18 protein-coding genes are annotated in these 18,000 nt (G+C 48.8%); 3 read left to right on the top strand and 15 right to left on the bottom strand.

The window, feature by feature from the left end; all coding sequences use genetic code 11:
• Position 1: 1 nt before the first annotated feature.
• The 5 genes from J0X12_RS10400 to J0X12_RS10380 all read right to left on the bottom strand — a co-directional run bounded on the left by J0X12_RS10400 (position 2) and on the right by J0X12_RS10380 (position 5,429).
• On the bottom strand, positions 2–1,069 hold the full coding sequence (locus J0X12_RS10400; protein WP_207045344.1) for a maleylacetate reductase: 1,068 nt from the start codon (positions 1,067–1,069) through the stop codon (positions 2–4).
• Positions 1,062–1,418, bottom strand: coding sequence for a Rieske (2Fe-2S) protein (locus tag J0X12_RS17685; RefSeq protein WP_207045341.1), 357 nt, complete (start codon positions 1,416–1,418; stop codon positions 1,062–1,064). The genes J0X12_RS10400 and J0X12_RS17685 overlap by 8 nt, the downstream gene beginning before the upstream one ends.
• Positions 1,419–1,481: 63 nt before the next feature.
• Positions 1,482–2,465 carry a VOC family protein gene (locus J0X12_RS10390; protein ID WP_207045327.1) on the bottom strand — a complete coding sequence of 328 codons (984 nt, stop codon included), beginning with the start codon at positions 2,463–2,465 and terminating at the stop codon, positions 1,482–1,484.
• Positions 2,466–2,492: 27 nt separating this feature from the next.
• Entirely contained in the window at positions 2,493–4,220 is a 1,728-nt protein-coding gene (locus J0X12_RS10385; protein ID WP_207045324.1) for an FAD-dependent monooxygenase, read from the bottom strand.
• A 168-nt stretch (positions 4,221–4,388) separates the two neighbouring features.
• Positions 4,389–5,429, bottom strand: coding sequence for an AraC family transcriptional regulator ligand-binding domain-containing protein (locus J0X12_RS10380; protein WP_207045323.1), 1,041 nt, complete (start codon positions 5,427–5,429; stop codon positions 4,389–4,391).
• Positions 5,430–5,995: 566 nt separating this feature from the next.
• On the opposite strand from J0X12_RS10380, the gene J0X12_RS10375 reads away from it, so the two are divergent.
• Together J0X12_RS10375 and J0X12_RS10370 are read left to right on the top strand one after the other, a co-directional pair.
• The gene (locus tag J0X12_RS10375; protein ID WP_207045321.1) at positions 5,996–6,820 is read left to right on the top strand and encodes a tetratricopeptide repeat protein; all 825 of its coding nucleotides are present in this window, start codon (positions 5,996–5,998) and stop codon (positions 6,818–6,820) included.
• Positions 6,821–7,243: 423 nt separating this feature from the next.
• On the top strand, positions 7,244–7,618 hold the full coding sequence (locus J0X12_RS10370) for a VOC family protein (protein WP_207045319.1): 375 nt from the start codon (positions 7,244–7,246) through the stop codon (positions 7,616–7,618).
• A gap of 301 nt (positions 7,619–7,919) precedes the next feature.
• Here the strand turns inward: J0X12_RS10370 and J0X12_RS10365 are convergent, their stop codons facing one another.
• From J0X12_RS10365 to J0X12_RS10345, 5 genes are all read right to left on the bottom strand, one after another.
• Positions 7,920–8,540: a YHS domain-containing (seleno)protein gene (locus tag J0X12_RS10365; RefSeq protein ID WP_207045317.1), complete on the bottom strand. Its 621-nt coding sequence runs from the start codon at positions 8,538–8,540 to the stop codon at positions 7,920–7,922.
• 189 nt (positions 8,541–8,729) lie between these two features.
• Positions 8,730–10,076: a dihydrolipoyl dehydrogenase family protein gene (locus tag J0X12_RS10360; RefSeq protein ID WP_207045314.1), complete on the bottom strand. Its 1,347-nt coding sequence runs from the start codon at positions 10,074–10,076 to the stop codon at positions 8,730–8,732.
• Between the two features lie 95 nt (positions 10,077–10,171).
• The gene (locus J0X12_RS10355) at positions 10,172–10,642 is read right to left on the bottom strand and encodes a nuclear transport factor 2 family protein (protein ID WP_420497069.1); all 471 of its coding nucleotides are present in this window, start codon (positions 10,640–10,642) and stop codon (positions 10,172–10,174) included.
• Between the two features lie 101 nt (positions 10,643–10,743).
• Positions 10,744–11,310 carry a carboxymuconolactone decarboxylase family protein gene (locus J0X12_RS10350; RefSeq protein ID WP_207045310.1) on the bottom strand — a complete coding sequence of 189 codons (567 nt, stop codon included), beginning with the start codon at positions 11,308–11,310 and terminating at the stop codon, positions 10,744–10,746.
• Between the two features lie 118 nt (positions 11,311–11,428).
• On the bottom strand, positions 11,429–12,154 hold the full coding sequence (locus J0X12_RS10345) for a cysteine hydrolase family protein (RefSeq protein ID WP_207045885.1): 726 nt from the start codon (positions 12,152–12,154) through the stop codon (positions 11,429–11,431).
• A gap of 309 nt (positions 12,155–12,463) precedes the next feature.
• On the opposite strand from J0X12_RS10345, the gene J0X12_RS10340 reads away from it, so the two are divergent.
• A complete protein-coding gene (locus tag J0X12_RS10340; RefSeq protein WP_207045308.1) occupies positions 12,464–13,027 on the top strand; it encodes a TetR/AcrR family transcriptional regulator in 564 nt (187 codons plus the stop codon).
• A gap of 571 nt (positions 13,028–13,598) precedes the next feature.
• Here the strand turns inward: J0X12_RS10340 and J0X12_RS10335 are convergent.
• From J0X12_RS10335 to urtB, 5 genes are all read right to left on the bottom strand, one after another.
• Positions 13,599–14,594: an aldo/keto reductase gene (locus J0X12_RS10335; RefSeq protein WP_207045306.1), complete on the bottom strand. Its 996-nt coding sequence runs from the start codon at positions 14,592–14,594 to the stop codon at positions 13,599–13,601.
• Positions 14,595–14,669: 75 nt separating this feature from the next.
• Positions 14,670–15,380, bottom strand: coding sequence for an ABC transporter ATP-binding protein (locus J0X12_RS10330; protein WP_237688099.1), 711 nt, complete (start codon positions 15,378–15,380; stop codon positions 14,670–14,672).
• A complete protein-coding gene (locus J0X12_RS10325; RefSeq protein WP_237688121.1) occupies positions 15,380–16,060 on the bottom strand; it encodes an ATP-binding cassette domain-containing protein in 681 nt (226 codons plus the stop codon). Before J0X12_RS10325 ends, J0X12_RS10330 begins: the two co-directional genes overlap by 1 nt.
• Before the next feature lie 60 nt (positions 16,061–16,120).
• Entirely contained in the window at positions 16,121–17,116 is a 996-nt protein-coding gene (locus tag J0X12_RS10320) for a branched-chain amino acid ABC transporter permease (RefSeq protein ID WP_207045291.1), read from the bottom strand.
• Positions 17,113–17,961, bottom strand: coding sequence for an urea ABC transporter permease subunit UrtB (gene urtB, locus J0X12_RS10315; RefSeq protein ID WP_207045287.1), 849 nt, complete (start codon positions 17,959–17,961; stop codon positions 17,113–17,115). The genes J0X12_RS10320 and urtB overlap by 4 nt, the downstream gene beginning before the upstream one ends.
• Between the last annotated feature and the right edge of the window lie 39 nt (positions 17,962–18,000).

The raw sequence follows: 18,000 nt of genomic DNA, 5'->3' as shown, positions 1-18,000 counted from the left end.
TTTATGAAATAGGTTGCGGCGGAAGGCCGTAAAAAGCATTCTCCAGGAGCTTACGCACCCGCTTGGTGCTAACCGGCTCCGGATTCTTAACCGGTACCTCTGTGGCAATAGCTGCTGCGCGATCAAGGTCAGACTCAGTAATACCTATATCCTTCAAAGCCGTCACCACGCCCAGAGTTTTTGCTAGCTCAAAGATACCGAGTCCAGCATTCTCAACATCCAAAGCTTCAGCCAGGCGTCTGGTGCCGTCCTTAGTCGCGGCTGAATTGTAAGCTACACAATGCGGCAGAAGAATAGTGTGAGTTTCCGCATGCGGTGTATTGAAGGTGCCGCCAAAGGTATGGCAAAGCCGATGATGCAGGCTGGTCGCACCAGTACCCAGCGATCCACCCGCTAGACAGGCCCCATAGAGCGCCGCTGACCGGGCTTCAATGTCGTTCGGATTATTGTTCAATTTTTGCAGACCCTTTGAAAGCGCCCGCACTGCTTCCAACGCCATCATCATGACAATGGGATTGGCGTCCGCAGATGCGACGTTAACCACCGCCTGTGCCAAGGCATTTAGACCGCTGGCTCCGGTAAATGCGGCCGGCATGGAAAGTGTCAGTTCCGGATCATAAATGGTCAACGTAGGCACTACGTGGTCGTCACGACCGGTTACTTTGCGCCCATTCTCCGTCATGCCCCAGATATCGGTCATTTCAGAACCGGCGTAACTTGTGGGGATGACGATGTTTGGTAGTCCCATACGTAACGCCAGCGCCTTACTAAGACCAGTAGTTGATCCCCCACCGATAGAAACCGTACAATCTGCGTTTACTTTTTTCGCTTCGGCTTCGGCCTTATAGACGGTTTCCATAGGAACATGCATCGCAGCCTCGCTAAACAGCCCTGCCGCGCGATTGTCAAGAAGCTCACTGATCATTCGTCCTTGATCAGCCTGTTGTGAGGTTGAGAGAACGAGTGCGCAATTATATCCTAGATCATCCAGTTTACTGGGGAGGTGCTGCAACGAACCAACACCAAAGACGATGTTCCATGGAAGCGCCTTATAGTTGAAGTTATTCATAATATTCGTAGTCCTTGTCTTCATATAAAATCAGACCGTCCCGCTCCTCGACATTTAACGCAATGAGTGACAGGCCCTTACAAGGACCATCAGTGCACAATCCAGTATCTGGTGCGTAAGTTGCTCCATGAGATTTGCAGACCAGACGCTCACCGTCGCGGCAGAAATAGTTCCCAGTGCCCGCTTCCAAACGCAGACCTACATGGGCGCAGACATTGAGATATGCCCGGACCTCACCTCCAAACCGGATCAGGAAAGCGGGCCAGATACGCCCTACTCCGTAAACTCGAAAGGCAAATCCATTCCCGCGTTCCACCACATCTTTCGCTTGGCAAAGGTAGGTAGACATTGCGCAAACTAACGGAAAGACGCTTGACCGTCGTTTTGGTCGAACAGCCCAGCGCTCACCTTGTCAGCCTTCGACCTTACCAATTATCGCCAAAGTCTCTTCAATATTTTGCTCTACTTGGGGGGACATCATTAACTTGGTGCCCAAGCTCTCATACGGCTCATCACACTGGAATGACGGGTCATGTGAACAGCAGGCCTCAAACAATGCCCCAGAGGGTGTACGCACGTAGATTGAGTCAAAATACCCGCGATCCTTAGCCTCGGAGCAATCAGTGAATCCCATCCCTTCAATGAAAAACTTGATCTTATCCTGCGCTTCACGGGTAGGTACGGTGAAGGCATGATGGTGAATAGCACCCTGACCGACATGCCAACTACCCGAGGGTCTGCTCGGTTCAATGAAGAAATCGGTATAAGTTCCGGTGCCACCGTCGCCCATCTCGTAGCGTACAACGTTGCCATCCTCACCGACTTTGCGCGACCCCCATGCTACTTCCATGAAGTTACCCATGAAGTCCATGTCACGGGTGGAAACACCGGCGGAATGGGTGCCGCGTATCATAAGCTCCCTGGGGACCGGACCACCAGACCGGGGCATACGGCCATCATCCTCGACACCGACCATAGCAAGCCTGATGCCATGCGGAGAACGGAACTCTAGGTGGGTCTCGCCGAAATATTCCTTTTCCGTCACATCCATACCATGCTCCTTGATCCGATTTTTCCAATAATCCAAGGCATGCATTGGAATGGAGAGTGTGACGTTGGAACATTGACCAACGCCCTCAACGGCCTCAACGCCGACATGTTCCAATGGGAAGGTAGTAAGAAGCGTGCTCTCGTCACCGTGATCGTTACCATAGTAAAAATGATATACTGGTGTGGCGCCGTCGTAGAACAATGTGCGTTTAACGCATTTCAGGCCTAATACTTTGGTGTGGAAATCGAAATCCTCCTGCGGATTACGTACGCCGATGGTGATGTGATGATGACCGGCCAGGGCGACTGCAGGACTTTCCGGTATTTGTATGGATGAATTGCTCACGTTATTTCCCCTTTTTGGATTTGTAAATCAGGCCGATGCATTGACATCGCTGCCGTCTATTACGGCGTGGGTTGAAATCGAAACGGCGGATTGAGATGGCCTCGACGTGTGGTCGGCTCCGGTTTTGTTGAACCAGTGTGAGAGATAAGCATCGAGCGCCTGAGTCTCATTCATGGCTCCCGCGAAGCCGACGAACATATCCGGACGAACAAGAAACATGCGGCTTTCAGCATCTTCACCGTACCACTCACGCAATGCATCCTTGTCATTGACATAGCAGCTATCGCTGCTGATGCCGTCGATGCGTTCTGAGCTGATGATGACCGGCTTAACGGAATGATGATAGTCACGAGATATATTGGCCATCAGCGTTTTCGCCGCATCAATTTCATTTGTGTCACGCGGCATCAAGAGAAGAGTGGCTCTCGCATGATGGAAGATGTCATGAATATGGAATAACGGGAGATCGCTCAACAATACGTTCGGAGCCCGCTCCCCAGGTTTTGGTCCGCCTTTGAGTTCGGCCATACCGTCTGGTATCCAAACCGTGTCTCGATAGTTGTGCGAAATTCCCGAGATACCGTAAACGCAACGGTCGTGCCATTCAGTATCTTGGGTATCTTTTACACGATCCTCCAACGGGCGAGAATGATCGAATAAGACGTTATGCATCTCCTCTGCATAGCCTTGGACTAGTTGCGCGACGGGCTTGCGCTCCTCCCCATATGTCTTGAGGATTGAGTCCGGCGAGTAACCATTGACTACAGAGGCCAGTTTCCAGCCGAGATTATAGGCATCCATCATGCAGCAGTTGGCTCCCTGCCCTCCAGCAGGCGAGCGCACATGGCAGGCGTCGCCGGAAAGGAAGATATTTCCGGTGCTGTAATCGTTAGCGATCTTCTTGTATATTTTCCAGGTCGTCGCCTGTTGCGAATGACGCAGTCTGGCCCCAGGCACAAACATATCGAGACCTTTCTGAAAAACACTGGCATGGTCATCGGTCGCCAACATTTCTTTTTCTAGCCCACCACTGATGTAGACACGATGGTTACCGTCCGGAAGTTTTGTAATAAGCATCCAGTCGCTGGCGGAGAAGTGATAATTTATCCAACTATCATCCCCTACATATCCATCAATTGGTACGTCCATCATAGACATTGTGAAATAGTCATCATCTCCGGATGCACCGTCGGCATAGGCATTGCCTTCCATAGAAAGGCCCGCGAAATTTCGAACCGTACTATGTACTCCGTCAGCGCCGATAACGTAGGTTGGCGTGATAAATTCTTTAGAACCATCGCCATGTTTCAACTCAACCGTTATTCCATTTTCATCCTGATTGAGAGACTTGCACGAGATATCCCATTCCGGTGAAAAATTATGCTGAGCTTCCACATGACTACGCAGAAGCTGCTCAATATGTTGTTGGTTGACTTTGCCGTAGAAATTATACTTGGTGCCTTCAATCTTCCGAAAATCCAGAACCGGCATTTCTTCAGCAAGCATATCGAGCCCCGCGATATGGAACCGGTTGCCAGGGCTGACAGCATTTAGCTCCATAAATCTATGAGCTATGCCGATTTGCTCAAACATTTCGAATGTTCGCGCGTGCACTGTAAATGCGCGAGTCGTACCTAGAGGATTTGATCTCGCATCAACCCAACGCACTGAAACGCCGCGCCTAAGAAGTTCATTTGCCAAGATGATTCCAGTCGGACCCGCGCCGACAACAAGAACGTCGATGTTCGCTCCCATAATATGCTCCCATTATTGCTAATTGCTTTGCGCTAGCGTTTGTTCGCTGAGCTTGGGATGACTATAGATACCGCCGCTTTGCATGTATGATCCGTAGCAAACAAACTTTGATCACTAGGCATTTTTCGCAGAATCGGAGAGTATGGTGCGGTAAGCTTTTTTTAATTTCTAACGCTGCTGAGAGCGAAATTTTCCAGGAGCTTTCCCTGTCCAACGCTTGAACGCTCGAGTGAAATTGGTTTGCTCCGAAAAACCGAGAAGAAAGGCAATCTCACCCAGCTGGATGTTAGTGTTAGCGATATAGTGCAGAGCCAGTTCTTTGCGCGTATTTTCCAGAATATCCAAGTAGCGCGTCTCTTTTTCGGCCAGCCGCCGCCGTAACTGATGTACAGGCATAAGGAGCTTTTCAGCGACCCGATCCTCACTGAGTTCTCCCGAGGGGATTAGCTCGATGAGCAAACAGTAAACGCGGTTGATGATATCTTCTTTCTCCTGAACAGCGAGACGCATGGCAGTGAGCTTTTCCGCCTGGATGGCTGCTTCTGAATCACCCGTCACCAGTGGATCATGCATGGTCATTTTGTTGAAGAACATCCGATTTGCATCGGCCTCGAAAACGACGGGACAGTTAAATAAACTCTCGAAGCTGGCGGGATCTCTGGGCCGCGGTCGTTCAAATTCGACCTTAAGCGGAGCATAGTCAGGATTGAAAATAGCGCGACAGATGCTAATCAACGCCGAAAACAGGGCATCCACTGAATGATAAGAGATTACCGGCCCGTTCTGATCTCGCAGTATCAAAACGGTTAGACAATAACTATCTGCCTGCTCCTCGAAAATCTTGTCCCCGCCATTGCTCATAACCTTGCCAAATCGTGCAAGCCGTATTAGTGCGTCATGCAAAGAGGTGCTTGACCATAGCGCAATGCCGAGGGCATGAAAGGTAGTGGGGGTCACATGACTGCACATTTCCAGGCCGAAAGCGTCATTACCTGTTTTAATTTTAGCAAGCTCCCAGAGCCGAGACATATTCTTCTCTGAAACACGGACATGCGAACTCCGAATCTCCGCAAGAGGCAAGTCGCATTCGGCAAACATGCTCTCTGCGTCGCATCCACAAGTATAAAGCAAGCGTGCCAGTGCAAGCGCCCAACCGCCATGCACCGTAAATTCAACCTGCGTTGGAGGCACACATATTTCCTTCGCCACAATCAATCCCAGCCGGATAGTTAAATTCTAGCACCGTTCCACTTGTCTAATCGTCGCTTATAACAAGCTATGTCTACAATAGAACTTCTGAAAATAGCAAATGCCATCATTTCCTTATATAAATGCCGGGCGGTCTTAGCGGGGTTTTTTGTGTCGTTTGGCTCCGAAAATTAATGGCCCATTCCGGTTACATAGGTTACGTTTTATACTGAAAACATGGGCAGGAATTTTTGCCCAAACAGGTTTTGAAGTTGTTCCATTCTGCAGTTTTCATCATCAAAATACCCAGAATCAGATTTCCCAAAAGTTGTCGTCCACGTATTGCTCGGTCATTCGTCTATCAACATGTCCTTTGATGTCAATGGACACCTGTTTCACAATCCAGAGGAAGATATTGCTCAGATGGCTAAAATGGAGAGTGATCTGCTGGCGGTTTAGTATCGGAATATTTCAGTTTCATCTCTAGAATTCCTTCAGCTTTCGGCGAACATTCACACTCACATTTTACTTGATTAATACAGAATGATATTCTACCTGAAGGTCGATCAATATCTTGGATCTTTTCTTTGAAACCTTTTTTTGCCGTCCCAGTTCTGTTTCTTGCAGCCTGCACACCTGCAATTGAGCCCCCAACTAACCTCACAAGCTTTAAAAACCATGGCCCTTCCATGGTCGGATGGAATACGAGCTATAGTGAGCTATGTTCTCGCTTTTATACTGGTGGCAACGAGGCGTACAAAATTGAAGCCATCAAAGAATGGTATGTGAATGATCGGTTTTTCGAAAGGGGCTACGCAGACGGCAATAGATATTGGGTTCAAATTAAAGCACCCGATTTAGACAAATGCGATAAAGCCGTGGCCATAGTAGAAGCTGAATTTGAGGGAAAAGGACTACTTCAATCTGACGATGCTGCAATTAGCAATTTTGAGGTAGAGGCAAATAACGGTAACGCCATAGCTCAGAACAATCTCGGACTCATTTATTCTCGCGGACGAAAAATCCCGAGGAATTACTCTGTCGCACGCAAATGGTTCACAATAGCAGCGGAGCAAGGGTTCGCATTAGCGCAAAATAACCTAGGCGATATGTATGCAAACAACCGCTTTGTCGCGGAAAACTATGAAGAAGGGTTAAAATGGTATCGGCTCGCCGCAAGTCAAGGAAACATCGATGCTCAATTCAGTCTTGGTCGGATGTACTATTATGGGCAGGCGGTTGATAAAGATTATGAACGATCTTTGATGTGGTATTCGATAGCTTCCAAACAAGGGCATTATGAAGCAGCTACCGTCAAACAGCGTCTAGAGAAAAAAATGACGAAAGAGGCAATAGAAAAAGCCAGAAAACTAGCCAACGATTGCACCGACAACAGCTACAAAAATTGCTAAATTAAATAGCCCTCACTTTCAGTTCATAGCAAGGATTACGATATAAACTATCTAACAAAAAGTTAAATCCACGCGGACTGAAAATCCGCGTGTCGGTGGTTCGAATCCGTTCCTGGGCATCATTTTTCAAACTCGCCCAAACTGAATGGCAACATGAATGATTCGCCGCGTAGTTTGCCAGACAATGATCTGCCTATGCACGAAGAAGACTTGGCTGGATAGTTCGTTGGCCTGCCTATGACCCTAAACCGACACCAAGTTGCTCCTGGCTAGGCGTCGGAAGCCCTCGAAGGATTAATTATTCTTTGATTTGGTTCTGTGGTTTTTTGCTTGTTTCTCAGTGTGTCGTTGATTGTATTCTGGGAATGCTCAGGATAATGTAACGGCTAATCAGACGAAGCCTATTTACCAACAGGAGTTAGAATGTTTAGTCATGTAATGGTTGGAGCAGACGATGTTGAGAAAGCAAAAGTCTTTTACGATGCAATCCTTGGGGCGCTAGGCCATGAACCAGGTGTGATTGACAGTAAAGGTCGCTGTTTTTACCGCACAAAAACGGGTGTGTTCTCGATCAGCAAACCTATCGACGGGGAGCCTGCCTGTCACGGCAATGGCAGTACGATCGGATTTGCGGCATCAGATCCGGAAATGGCTGACAAATGGCATGCAGCGGGTCTGGCAAACGGCGGCGTCACATGTGAAGATCCCCCGGGTGTTCGGGAAGGTAGCAATCTTTACCTTGCCTATCTGCGTGATCCATCGGGCAATAAAATTTGCGCTCTACACCGTATGGGGTAAATCTCTAAAGTACTTCTGTCCGCTATGGGGACTTTGTAGACCCTGCGTTACTGCTACCATAATTACAACATTCGCATCGCCTGCCGATGGGCTTTCAGTCCGTCGGTAGCTCGTTACCACCACTCGGCACCATTTCTGCAAATCTACTCCTCAAAAGAAGACAAAAGTGCCATTTGAGCTCTGGAGTAATTAATACCCTGCCCAACTGTGTCACTTCGCTCCTGGGCCAGATCTAAGCAGGAGATAAAGCAGGCGCATATCTTATACGCGCCTGCTCCTTCGTGATTGCGATGGACCATTATTACCCATTAACATCGGCTACCGATACATGTTGTATTTCCGGCCAATTCTCGGCTGCCTTTACAAGGGTTCCAGCCTTATCCTTTTCATATGCCCGATACACGTCCGCATTTAGAAAAAGATAGAGCTTTCCATCAACGATATCCGCAAATCGCGGGCTGCCATCGAGCTTTTTGCCCAACGCAACACCATAGGCGCAATATCCACCATATTGAGGCATATATTTTTCAGGGTCTTCTTCGAACTTGTTCATAGCTTCTACAGAAGCGAAATAATAGGCAACGCCATCATGTACGAAAGTATACTTGGCCTGGCCTGGCACCACACCCAAGCCAGAGGCAATAGCAACAACGTCATTGCCTCGGAAAGAGATACCGTGTCCATCGACCGTCGTCCCTTTTGTGACATTATACTCATCCACGGCGAAAGCCGTTTGTACAACAGAGAATATGCCAACAAATGCTGCAGCAGCAATCAATGTGTTCGTGGTTTTCATTTTAAAATTCCTTCTTAACTTATCGCCCATCCAGGCGGGTTGAGTAATATCCGCATGGCATCCAGCTTGCGGCGCGAACCAACAGATGTTGGCGGTTTTGCGGGCGCGGCCGTCTTTGAAGACCATAGTGATCACGCTACCGCACGTGGTGATCCGACATGTGCATTGAACGGTGATAAGCCGGATCAAATTTCTATTAGGATTTACGGGGCAGCGTCCTGGCGTGTTCGTAAGGAAAAGCCGCGACCGTTATGCTGGACGGTTGAATATCGAGCAGCTGCAATACGTCCGGCGCCTGGTATACTTGCCGCCTTTCTAAAACATGCTCTTGATATCTGAAGAGAAGGTTGGAAAGGCGAATATGTCGCTTTTAAGATCGCTCGCCGGTATCCCGTAGCGAATGGCCATGGCAAAATGATGAATCAAGTCTTCGCTGTGGTGTCCCACCATATGGGCTCCTATGATGCGATCCGTATCTTCATCAACAATGACCTTGGCATAAGCGACAGTTTCCGCATATGTCTTGCCCGAAAACCAGCCCGTCATGTCGCTGGTCGTCACTTTAACATTCAGCCCCTTTTCGGTTGCCGATTTTTCAGTCAACCCGACTGCACTAAGTGCAGGCACGGTATAAACGCCGCTCGGAATAGCCTTGTATTCAGGCTTGACGGACGGTCCGGATACGATGTTTTCACCGACGATACGCCCTTCGTAAGTGGCTATTGGTGAAAGTTGGGCAGAACCCACCAGGGCATCCCCGCACACCCATACCGAAGGGTTTGATGTCGACCGCAGATAACCGTCTACCTCAATCGCCAAACGATCATGCTTGACGTTGCCGGCATCCAGATTTAGCGCGTCGACATTGGCAATCCGGCCCGCACCATTGACCACCTGATCGGCGTCGACAAACTGATCCACGCCGTCAATCGCGTACGCAACACGGAGCCTTCCGTCAATTTTAACGATTTCCTTGACTTCAACACCTGTTTTCACGGTGATGCCGAGGCGTTCGCTCTCAGCCTGCAGTGCCGCAACGGCATCTTCATCCAATTGAGGTAACAGTCGCGGTGCGACTTCAAGTATTGTCACCTTCGTCCCGGCGCGGGCGTATACATGGCTGAACTCCATGGCAATGACGCCGCCACCGATGAATACAACTTCATCCGGTTGGTTTTCGTTGGAGAGTACATCATCTGAGGTGGCCAAATATTCCGCGCCAGGAATGGGGAGCGGCCGAGGTACAGAACCCGTCGCAATAACAATATTGGATCCTGTCAAAACCAAACCGTCGACGTCTATGGTATTTGGCCCTGTAAACCTGGCTGTGCCGCGATAAACGTCACCCCGCTTCATTGCGAGATCCGCCATCGCGTCCGGAATAAAACCGACCATCGACTTTTCCCGCTTGATGAGCGCGGCCCAGTCAAGCTTCGGCGCTCCGACCTTGATTGCGTGGACTTCCGCACGCTCGATTTCATGGAGGGTCTGGGCGGCAGCTACAAGAAACTTCTTTGGTGTACAGCCTCGATTTGGGCAGGTCCCTCCGAAATCCCAATTTTCAACGAATGCAATGCTTTTTCCGGCCGCGTGGGCCACCGCAGAGACACCGAAACCGGCATTTCCGCCGCCAATGATAATGACATCATACTGTTTAGACATGCTAATTCTCCTTGGTTTAAGCGGTGCGACCATTCCACGCGGCCTGGTCGCACTAGCTGTTGTTGGGCTGATCCATGGAGTCGGATCCCTCGGTTCTACAATGCCAAGTCAGAAAGACCTGGATGATCGTCAGGTCGACGCCCCAACGGCCAATGAAACTTGCGTTCAGATTCAGCGATGGGAAGGTCATTAATGCTCGCTATGCGCACCTGCATCAGCCCGTCGGCACCAAACTCCCAGTTTTCGTTCCCGTAAGACCGAAACCAGTTGTTACTGTCATCACGCCACTCATAAGCGAAACGCACTGCAATGCGGTTGTCGTGAAACGCCCAGAGTTCCTTGATAAGCCTGTATTCATGTTCACGTTGCCATTTGCGTGTGAGGAAGCGTTCGATTTCAGCGCGGCCTTGTACAAAATCTGACCGGTTTCGCCATCTGCTGTTTACGGTATAGGCTAATGCGACCTTTGCCGGATCGCGTGAATTCCAGCCGTCCTCGGCGGCACGCACCTTTTGTTTAGCGGTTTCTTCTGTATATGGGGGAAGCGGTGGGCGAGTCATTTGCATCTCCAATTAATTTAGCAAGACTTGATTGTGATGAGCGGTTGAAACAGATTGCCGATCAAGCTGAAAAGGGTCCGCATCAGAGTACGGACCCCGACAGTGGATTAAGCGGCATTCCTCTCCTTATCTGTCCAGGCATTCGGGACAAACGCGTCGTCGAGCTTGGTTTGGGCAATGTGGTTCGTGTAATTGGACATAACCTTAAGGCTGGTCCCAAGGATTATCTCCAAGACTGTCTGTTTTGTGTAGCCAGCTGCAAGAAAGGCTTCGATATCAGCGTCGTCAACCCAGGCGCGGTTTTCATTCACTTTTGCAACAAAAGTACGCAATGCCTCGAGCTTGGAATCTGCAAGCGGCGTATTGTTGCGCAGTCCGTCAATTACGTCAGCGGGAACTTTGGCCATCTGCGAAATGGTTGTATGGGCAGCCATACAATAGGTGCATCCATTCAATCGATTGTTGGTCATCAGAATAATCTGGCGCTCGGTCTCGGACAGGTTGGTTTTATTGAAAATGCCGGCCAGAGTTACGTAGCCTTCAAGCAATGCAGGCGAGATAGACATGTTGCCGAGAAGGTTGGGGACAAAAGAATAGGCTTCCTTTGCACCTTTCAGAAATGGCCGGGAATCTTCGGGTGCAGTTTCAATTGTATGGGTGGTGAACCTGGTCATATGTTTATTCCTTTTGGTGAGAACTTGAAGGGGTGTCTCCGGCCATGCCCTGGGGGAGGGGATATGGATGGCCGGAGACTGCTTCGCCTGTTGGCGAAGCGGGGGAAGTAAAACCTGATTACTTAACGCTTGAAGCTTCGATCGCGGCGACGGTCGCTTCAGTATCTGCAATGTGGCTGGCAATCATGCGGTAGTTCGTCACAGCCGCTGCGAAGCCGTCATAGCCCGGTACCTGCGCGGCGCCAGTTGCATCGGGAACAACCATTACCTCGAAACCCTGTTCAATAAGTTCCCGCATGTGAGACTCAGTGCACAGATTAGCGGACATACCTGCCAGGATGACTTTGTCGATCCCCTGCTTGCGCAGTTGCAAAACAAGATCATTTGTTTCCGGGCCGTATACTTTGTGTGGGCTGGTGACAACCGTATGACCGTCATTGATATACTTCTTGTATTGATCAAGCCAGTCAGCGCCAGACCCTCCAAAATTCTCGGTTGAGAGCGGCCCCTTGCGGTCGAACATGCCAATTTTGTGCATTAGGGCCTCCAAGGCGCCTTCAAATTTCCAGCCGTGATCATGCGGATAATAGTAATGCGGTGAAATGAAGACAGGCATCTCCGCTTTTTTGGCTGCAGCAAAGAGCTTATCAATATTTTCAACCGTACCATTGGCTTCGACATTCTTTCCCACAACACCCCAAGTGACGCCATCTGGGCTCAGGAAGTCGTTTTGGGGATCTGTTACCAGCAGGGCTGTTCTTCCCGGGACAATCTCGAAACCGGGGTCTGGCAGGCCGCTATTCTCTGCCTGAACGGCATTTCCAAGAACAGTGATTGTGAGCATTGCCGCTGTTGCGAGTGTGAAAATACGGGCACGAATTTGTTTTCCAAAAGTGAATTTCAATAAGGTTTTCATGTTTATCTCCATCTGGTTAAACGCGATGCGCATTGACGTGGTGATCTATGCTTACCGATCGGTACACCTATAAATGTACAGATCGGTTCACTTTGTCAAGAGATGTTTATGGAAAAACTCCCATTTCTAATGCGAAAACCTAATAAACCCACGTAATATATAGGAAAAAATATTGACATCAGGACATGAAGTACGCATATAATATGTACTGATCTGTCATTAAATAGGCACAACAAAATGAGACCAACCAAACGAGATGAGCTAGTACAGAAAGCGCTGCAAGTGTTCTATCAAAACGGATTCCATGCCACTGGCATGGACATGCTTGTAAAAGAGACCGGAATTTCAAAAACTTCGATGTACAAACATTTTCGCACGAAGGATGATCTGATCCTTGCCGTATTGCGGCTGCGGGATGAGTATTTCAGAAACTGGCTATATCGCCGTATTGAAGAGTTGGCAGACATTCCAATAGAGCAGCTGATAGCAATGTTTGACGCCCTGGAAGAATGGTTCGATGAACCCGGGTACAAAGGGTGCATGTTTATCAAAGCATCATCTGAATATCAGGACTCCAGCCATCCCATTCATAATCAGGCTGCTGATCACAAGCGAATGCTTGAAATTCATTTTACCGCCATTGCCATGAAGGCGGGCCTGCCGAACCCCAAATTGCTCACGCGTCAGTTATTGCTGTTAAAAGAAGGCGCGATCGTGACAGCACATCTTGGACATACCGAAAACCCGGCACAGGATGCCAAAAAGGCTGCGATAGCATTGATAGAGGCCAGTTCTCCCTAGACCCATTTAAACTCAAGCGCTGACGCACAATCCTCGCGCCGGCGATCCTAATTAGCCCCCAGACACCATTTCGCTAAGCGTCCCTTCTGGTTATATAGTCAATGGAAGGGACATAAGGGGCATCTTTGGACCGAATGAGCATTGGGATTGCCCAAGCCTGAGGTTCTTATTGTTCAAGAATTCCCAAGTCATAAGTCGCATACTGTGCCTACTGGATTCAATCGCCAGCTTACCTGATGACGGCCGTCTAGCTTGAATATTCCTTCTCTAAAGTGAATATTTACGGGTTCATGCAAAGACGCTGCATGTGGGATGCTGCTTTTAGTGTTTTAGATGCATATCGCTCTGCTGGACCCACATGATCATCCCTCCCATAATAAAGGAATAACTAATATTGGCTTCTAAGGTTAGTTCCAAGGAATATATCATCTCGGTGTCAAGAAGGGTCTAGCAAGGTACGAGCTAAGACACGACGGTATTGAACGACCCTGCCCTATAATGTTTGAAGGATTGTCGGCTTTCAATTGACCTTTGAATAATTTAATTGAAAAGACTTATTCAGGGCAGGTCATTATCCGTCGATTTGACTCAAATCCTGATCAGAATATCGTTTTCCAACAACTTTTCTCGATGAGATCGTATTTGAGAGATTCTCAATTTCTGCGTCGTTAAGATCTATGTCGAATGCTTTGGTATTTTCTTCCAGATGCTGAATTTTTCGCGAGCCAGGAATTGTGACGATATCGTTCCCTTGGTGAAGGACCCAGGCAAGGCTGATTTGTGCGGCCGTTACGTCTTTTCTGGATGCGATTTCGTTAAGGGATTTGATCAAATTCTCATTCGCCTTCATATTTTGGGGCTGAAACCGGGGTAGTGTTAACCGCCAGTCTTCTCTTGAAAGCATGCCGGATTGATCCATCTTTCCAGTCAACAACCCGCGGCCGAGAGGACTGTAGGCGACAAAACCTATGCCAAGTTCACGACACATAGGAATGACCTCTGACTCAGGCTCCCGGCTCCATAATGAATACTCGCTCTGAACAGCGGAGATCGGGTGCACAGCGTGTGCCCGACGAATAGTGGCCGCCGATGCCTCTGACAGGCCAATCGCCCGGACCTTACCTGCCTGCACAAGATCCGCCATTGCGCCGACAGTATCTTCTATCGGAACCGCAGGATCGACACGATGCTGATAGAAAAGATCGATGACGTCAATCTTGAGACGCTTAAGTGAAGCATCAGCGGCAGCCTTCACGTTGCCCGGACGACTATCAAGACCGAGCACACGATCAAAACCCTTGCCGTGATCAGAATATTTATACCCGAACTTCGTTGCAATGGTGACTTTATCCCGGCGGCCTTGGAATGCTTTACCTAGCAGTATCTCATTTTCAAAAGGCCCATAGAGCTCAGCGGTATCAAAGTGTGTAATGCCGATCTCGATCGCCCGGTGCAACGTGGCAATCGCATCCTTTTCTTCTTGGCCGCCATAAGAAAAGCTCATACCCATGCAGCCAAGACCAACAGAACTAACATTAAGCTCATTTCCAAGTTTGCGTAATTGCATGGAGAATCCTTTTACTCGGAATTACAGACAGCCGAATATGATTTCATTTCGGAAATGTCGAAGCAGGAGATCAAACTAAGTTGCAAAGGTCAGATGTTCGCGAACGACGTCATCTTCTGCGAGATCATCAATCGTTCCCGCGGCAACAATGCCGCCCTTTTCAATCACATATCCCCGTTCGGAAATTGACCTCGCGAATTTAAGATTTTGCTCTACCAACAGTAATGCCAGTCCTCTTTCTCGTTTGATCCGTTTCAAAATTTCAGCAATTTCCGCAACGATGCTCGGCTGTATTCCTTCTGACGGCTCATCCAGCAAAAGAAGCTTTGGCTTTCCGGACAAAACGCGCGCAAGAGCCAACATCTGCTGTTCCCCGCCACTTAATGTCCCTGCGGCCTGATTCAGGCGTTGTTTAAGGACAGGAAAATAGGAGAAAACTTCATCAGGATAGGATCCCAAACTATCCCCACCGATCATCGTTCCGCTTCGCAGGTTTTCCAATACAGTCATTTTTTGGAACACAAGCCGACCTTGCGGCACATAGCCAATACCCGCTCTCGCACGGTCGTAATCGGCGGCGGTCGTTATGTCCACTCCATTAAAAGTGATATTACCATTTGTCGCAGGGAGCATCCCGATAATGCCGCGAAGCAATGTTGTCTTCCCGACACCGTTTCGACCCAGAAGACAAACGAGTTCCCCATCATCCACATTCAACGTAATTGAGCGGCAAATTTTTGTCGTCCCATACCCAACGTCGAGATCCTTAATCTCGAGAATACTCATCAGGGATTCTCCCCAAGATAAATGCGCCTGACCTGTTCGTCCTCCGCGATCTCCTCAAAAGATCCCTCACGCATGACTTTTCCACGAAAGAGCACGGTGACAGGAGCCTCTAGCCGCCGGACAAATGCAATATCATGCTCAATGACCAGCGTCGTTTTCCCTTGCAGGACCTGGCGAATAAGGTCTGCTGTGCGCGCTGTCTCTGCCAGTGTCATTCCTGCTGTCGGTTCGTCGAGCAGAATAAGGTCTGGATCGTTCAGCAGAACCATTCCAATTTCAAGCCACTGACGCTGACCGTGAGATAAATCCCCGGAACGCTGATTGCGTAACTCACCAAATTCGAGCTTTTCCAGTATTTCTTCAATTCGGCTATCGGCGCCATGCCGACGGCTGAAAATCAAATCATTGAGTCTTCGCCGACCCATTGCGGCAATAATGAGATTATCTTCTACGCTGAGGTCACCAAATATTGTTGGGGATTGAAATTTTCGACTTACCCCAAGGCGCGCAATTTCATAAATCCGGCGAGACACAACATTGCGACCCCCAATGTTAATTTCGCCAGAATCTGGTTTTATCCTACCGGTAATTAAATTGAATAGCGTCGTCTTTCCCGTACCATTCGGGCCAATGATACAACGTGTCTCCCCTTTCGCTACATTCAGGTCCAAACCATCCATGACAGTCAATCCACCGAACTTTTTATGTAGATTTTCAATCTGAAGCATAAATTCTGCCACTTATGACCGTTTAAACAAAATTAGTGATTTGAAAGGGTGCGTCCTGGCAAAGCCGACAATTCCCGATGGCCAGATTAGAATAACGAGAATAGCGAGCATCCCAATGAACAACAGCCAAAGGACAACAAACTGATCGGAAAGGAAAGTTTGCAGATAGCTGACAACCAGTGTTCCGACAAATGCGCCTACGAGAGTTCCGCGCCCGCCCACTGCGACCCAGACCAGGACAACAGCAGATCGTTCAATACTTAGCAGGTCTGGTGAAATAAATCCGAGAGGGACATAAAGCGCCCCGCTGAAACCAGCCATGCCACAGGCAATCGCAAAAATAACAACCTTCATGAAAGGCACGTTATAGCCAAGAAATTCTACCCGGTCTTCATCTTCACGGATTGCCTGGATTACCCGGCCAAAATCGCTATTCACTATATATTTTGCCAGAAGGTAACAGCCGATAGCGGATACCAATACCGTATAATAGGCGACTGTAGGTGAATAGAGGTCAAACTCGAGAATTCCGGGAATACCAAGCTTCGGCGGTGGAAAATCAAACAGTCCGTTCATTCCCCCCGTCAGGTCCGAGCTCACAATGATAATTGACTGAACCACACCCGTAAGCGCAAGTGTCACCACCCCAAAAAATACGCCGCCGACCCGACCATAAAAAAGAAAATAGCCCAGCAATATGGCAATTATCATGGGCACAAGGATTGCGAATATAACTGCCAAATAGGTCGCACCGGCGAAAGGCAGATACTTTAGGGCAATACCCATTGCGTACGCGCCGGCGCCGAAGAAAATAGCGTGCCCGAAATTTACAATACCCGAGTATCCCCATATCAAATCAAGGCTCAACGCAAAGATGCCGAAGACCAGAAATTTGGCCAGCAATGACGTCTGGTATCCGCTGAACACTTGTGGAAATAGGCATAATGCCAACAGCAGGATACCCAAGGCCCAACTTTTAGGCTGTTTGTACAGAAGGTTATTACTCATCCGCCTGTAATTCCCTTCGGACGTACCCGGATAATCACGATAGCCAGAAGTACAATGATAATCTGGGCTACAACCGGCCTAAGCAAGAAAGAGATTGCCGCTTCCCCGCCGCCAATCACCACCCCTCCTGCGATGACGCCATAAAGGCTGCCGATACCGCCAACGATGACGACAATGAAGCCCTTGGCTAGAAACGTAAGGCCCATCTCCGGGTCGATTGTAACAAGCGGGCTCATGATTGCACCCGCCAGACCTCCTAATGCAGAAGCGATGCCGAAAGCCCACATATCGGTTTTACTGGTATTAATACCAAGCGCGCGAGCCATGCTCCGATTACTGATTACCAGCCTGATCTTGAGCCCGAAATTGGTTTTGAAGTAGAGGAGGAATGTAACAAGTACAATCACGACAGTAATTCCAATCAGGAACAATCGATAAATAGGGTATTCGTAGCCGAACACTGTCGTGCTGCCAACCATCAGGGATGTGGAAGACATATGCCCCGTACCATAAATAAGGCGAACTACTTGCCGAAGAACAATTGAAACACCCCAAGTAGCGAGCAAAGTGTCCAACGGTCTGTGATAGAGCCAACGAATAATAGTCCGCTCCATCAACATTCCGATAGCCCCAACCACAATTGGCGCCACCAATAATCCCCACCAGGGAGAGAGACCAAACATATTCATCGTCGCTACAGCATATGCCCCAAGCATAAACAGCTCGCCATGGGCAAGATTAACGACACCAAGCATACCGAAGATAACAGCCAGCCCAAGGGATGTCAGGACAAGAATAGAAGCTAAACTAACGCCATTCAGTGTTTGAATAACAATTGCTTCCATAACTTAGCTTCCCCCTTGTGCCGGCAATTTTCTAACTTT

This window comes from Sneathiella sedimenti (assembly GCF_017313765.1).
In the GTDB taxonomy this organism is placed as follows: domain Bacteria; phylum Pseudomonadota; class Alphaproteobacteria; order Sneathiellales; family Sneathiellaceae; genus Sneathiella; species Sneathiella sedimenti.
This window is presented reverse-complemented; position numbering and strand designations above follow the sequence as displayed.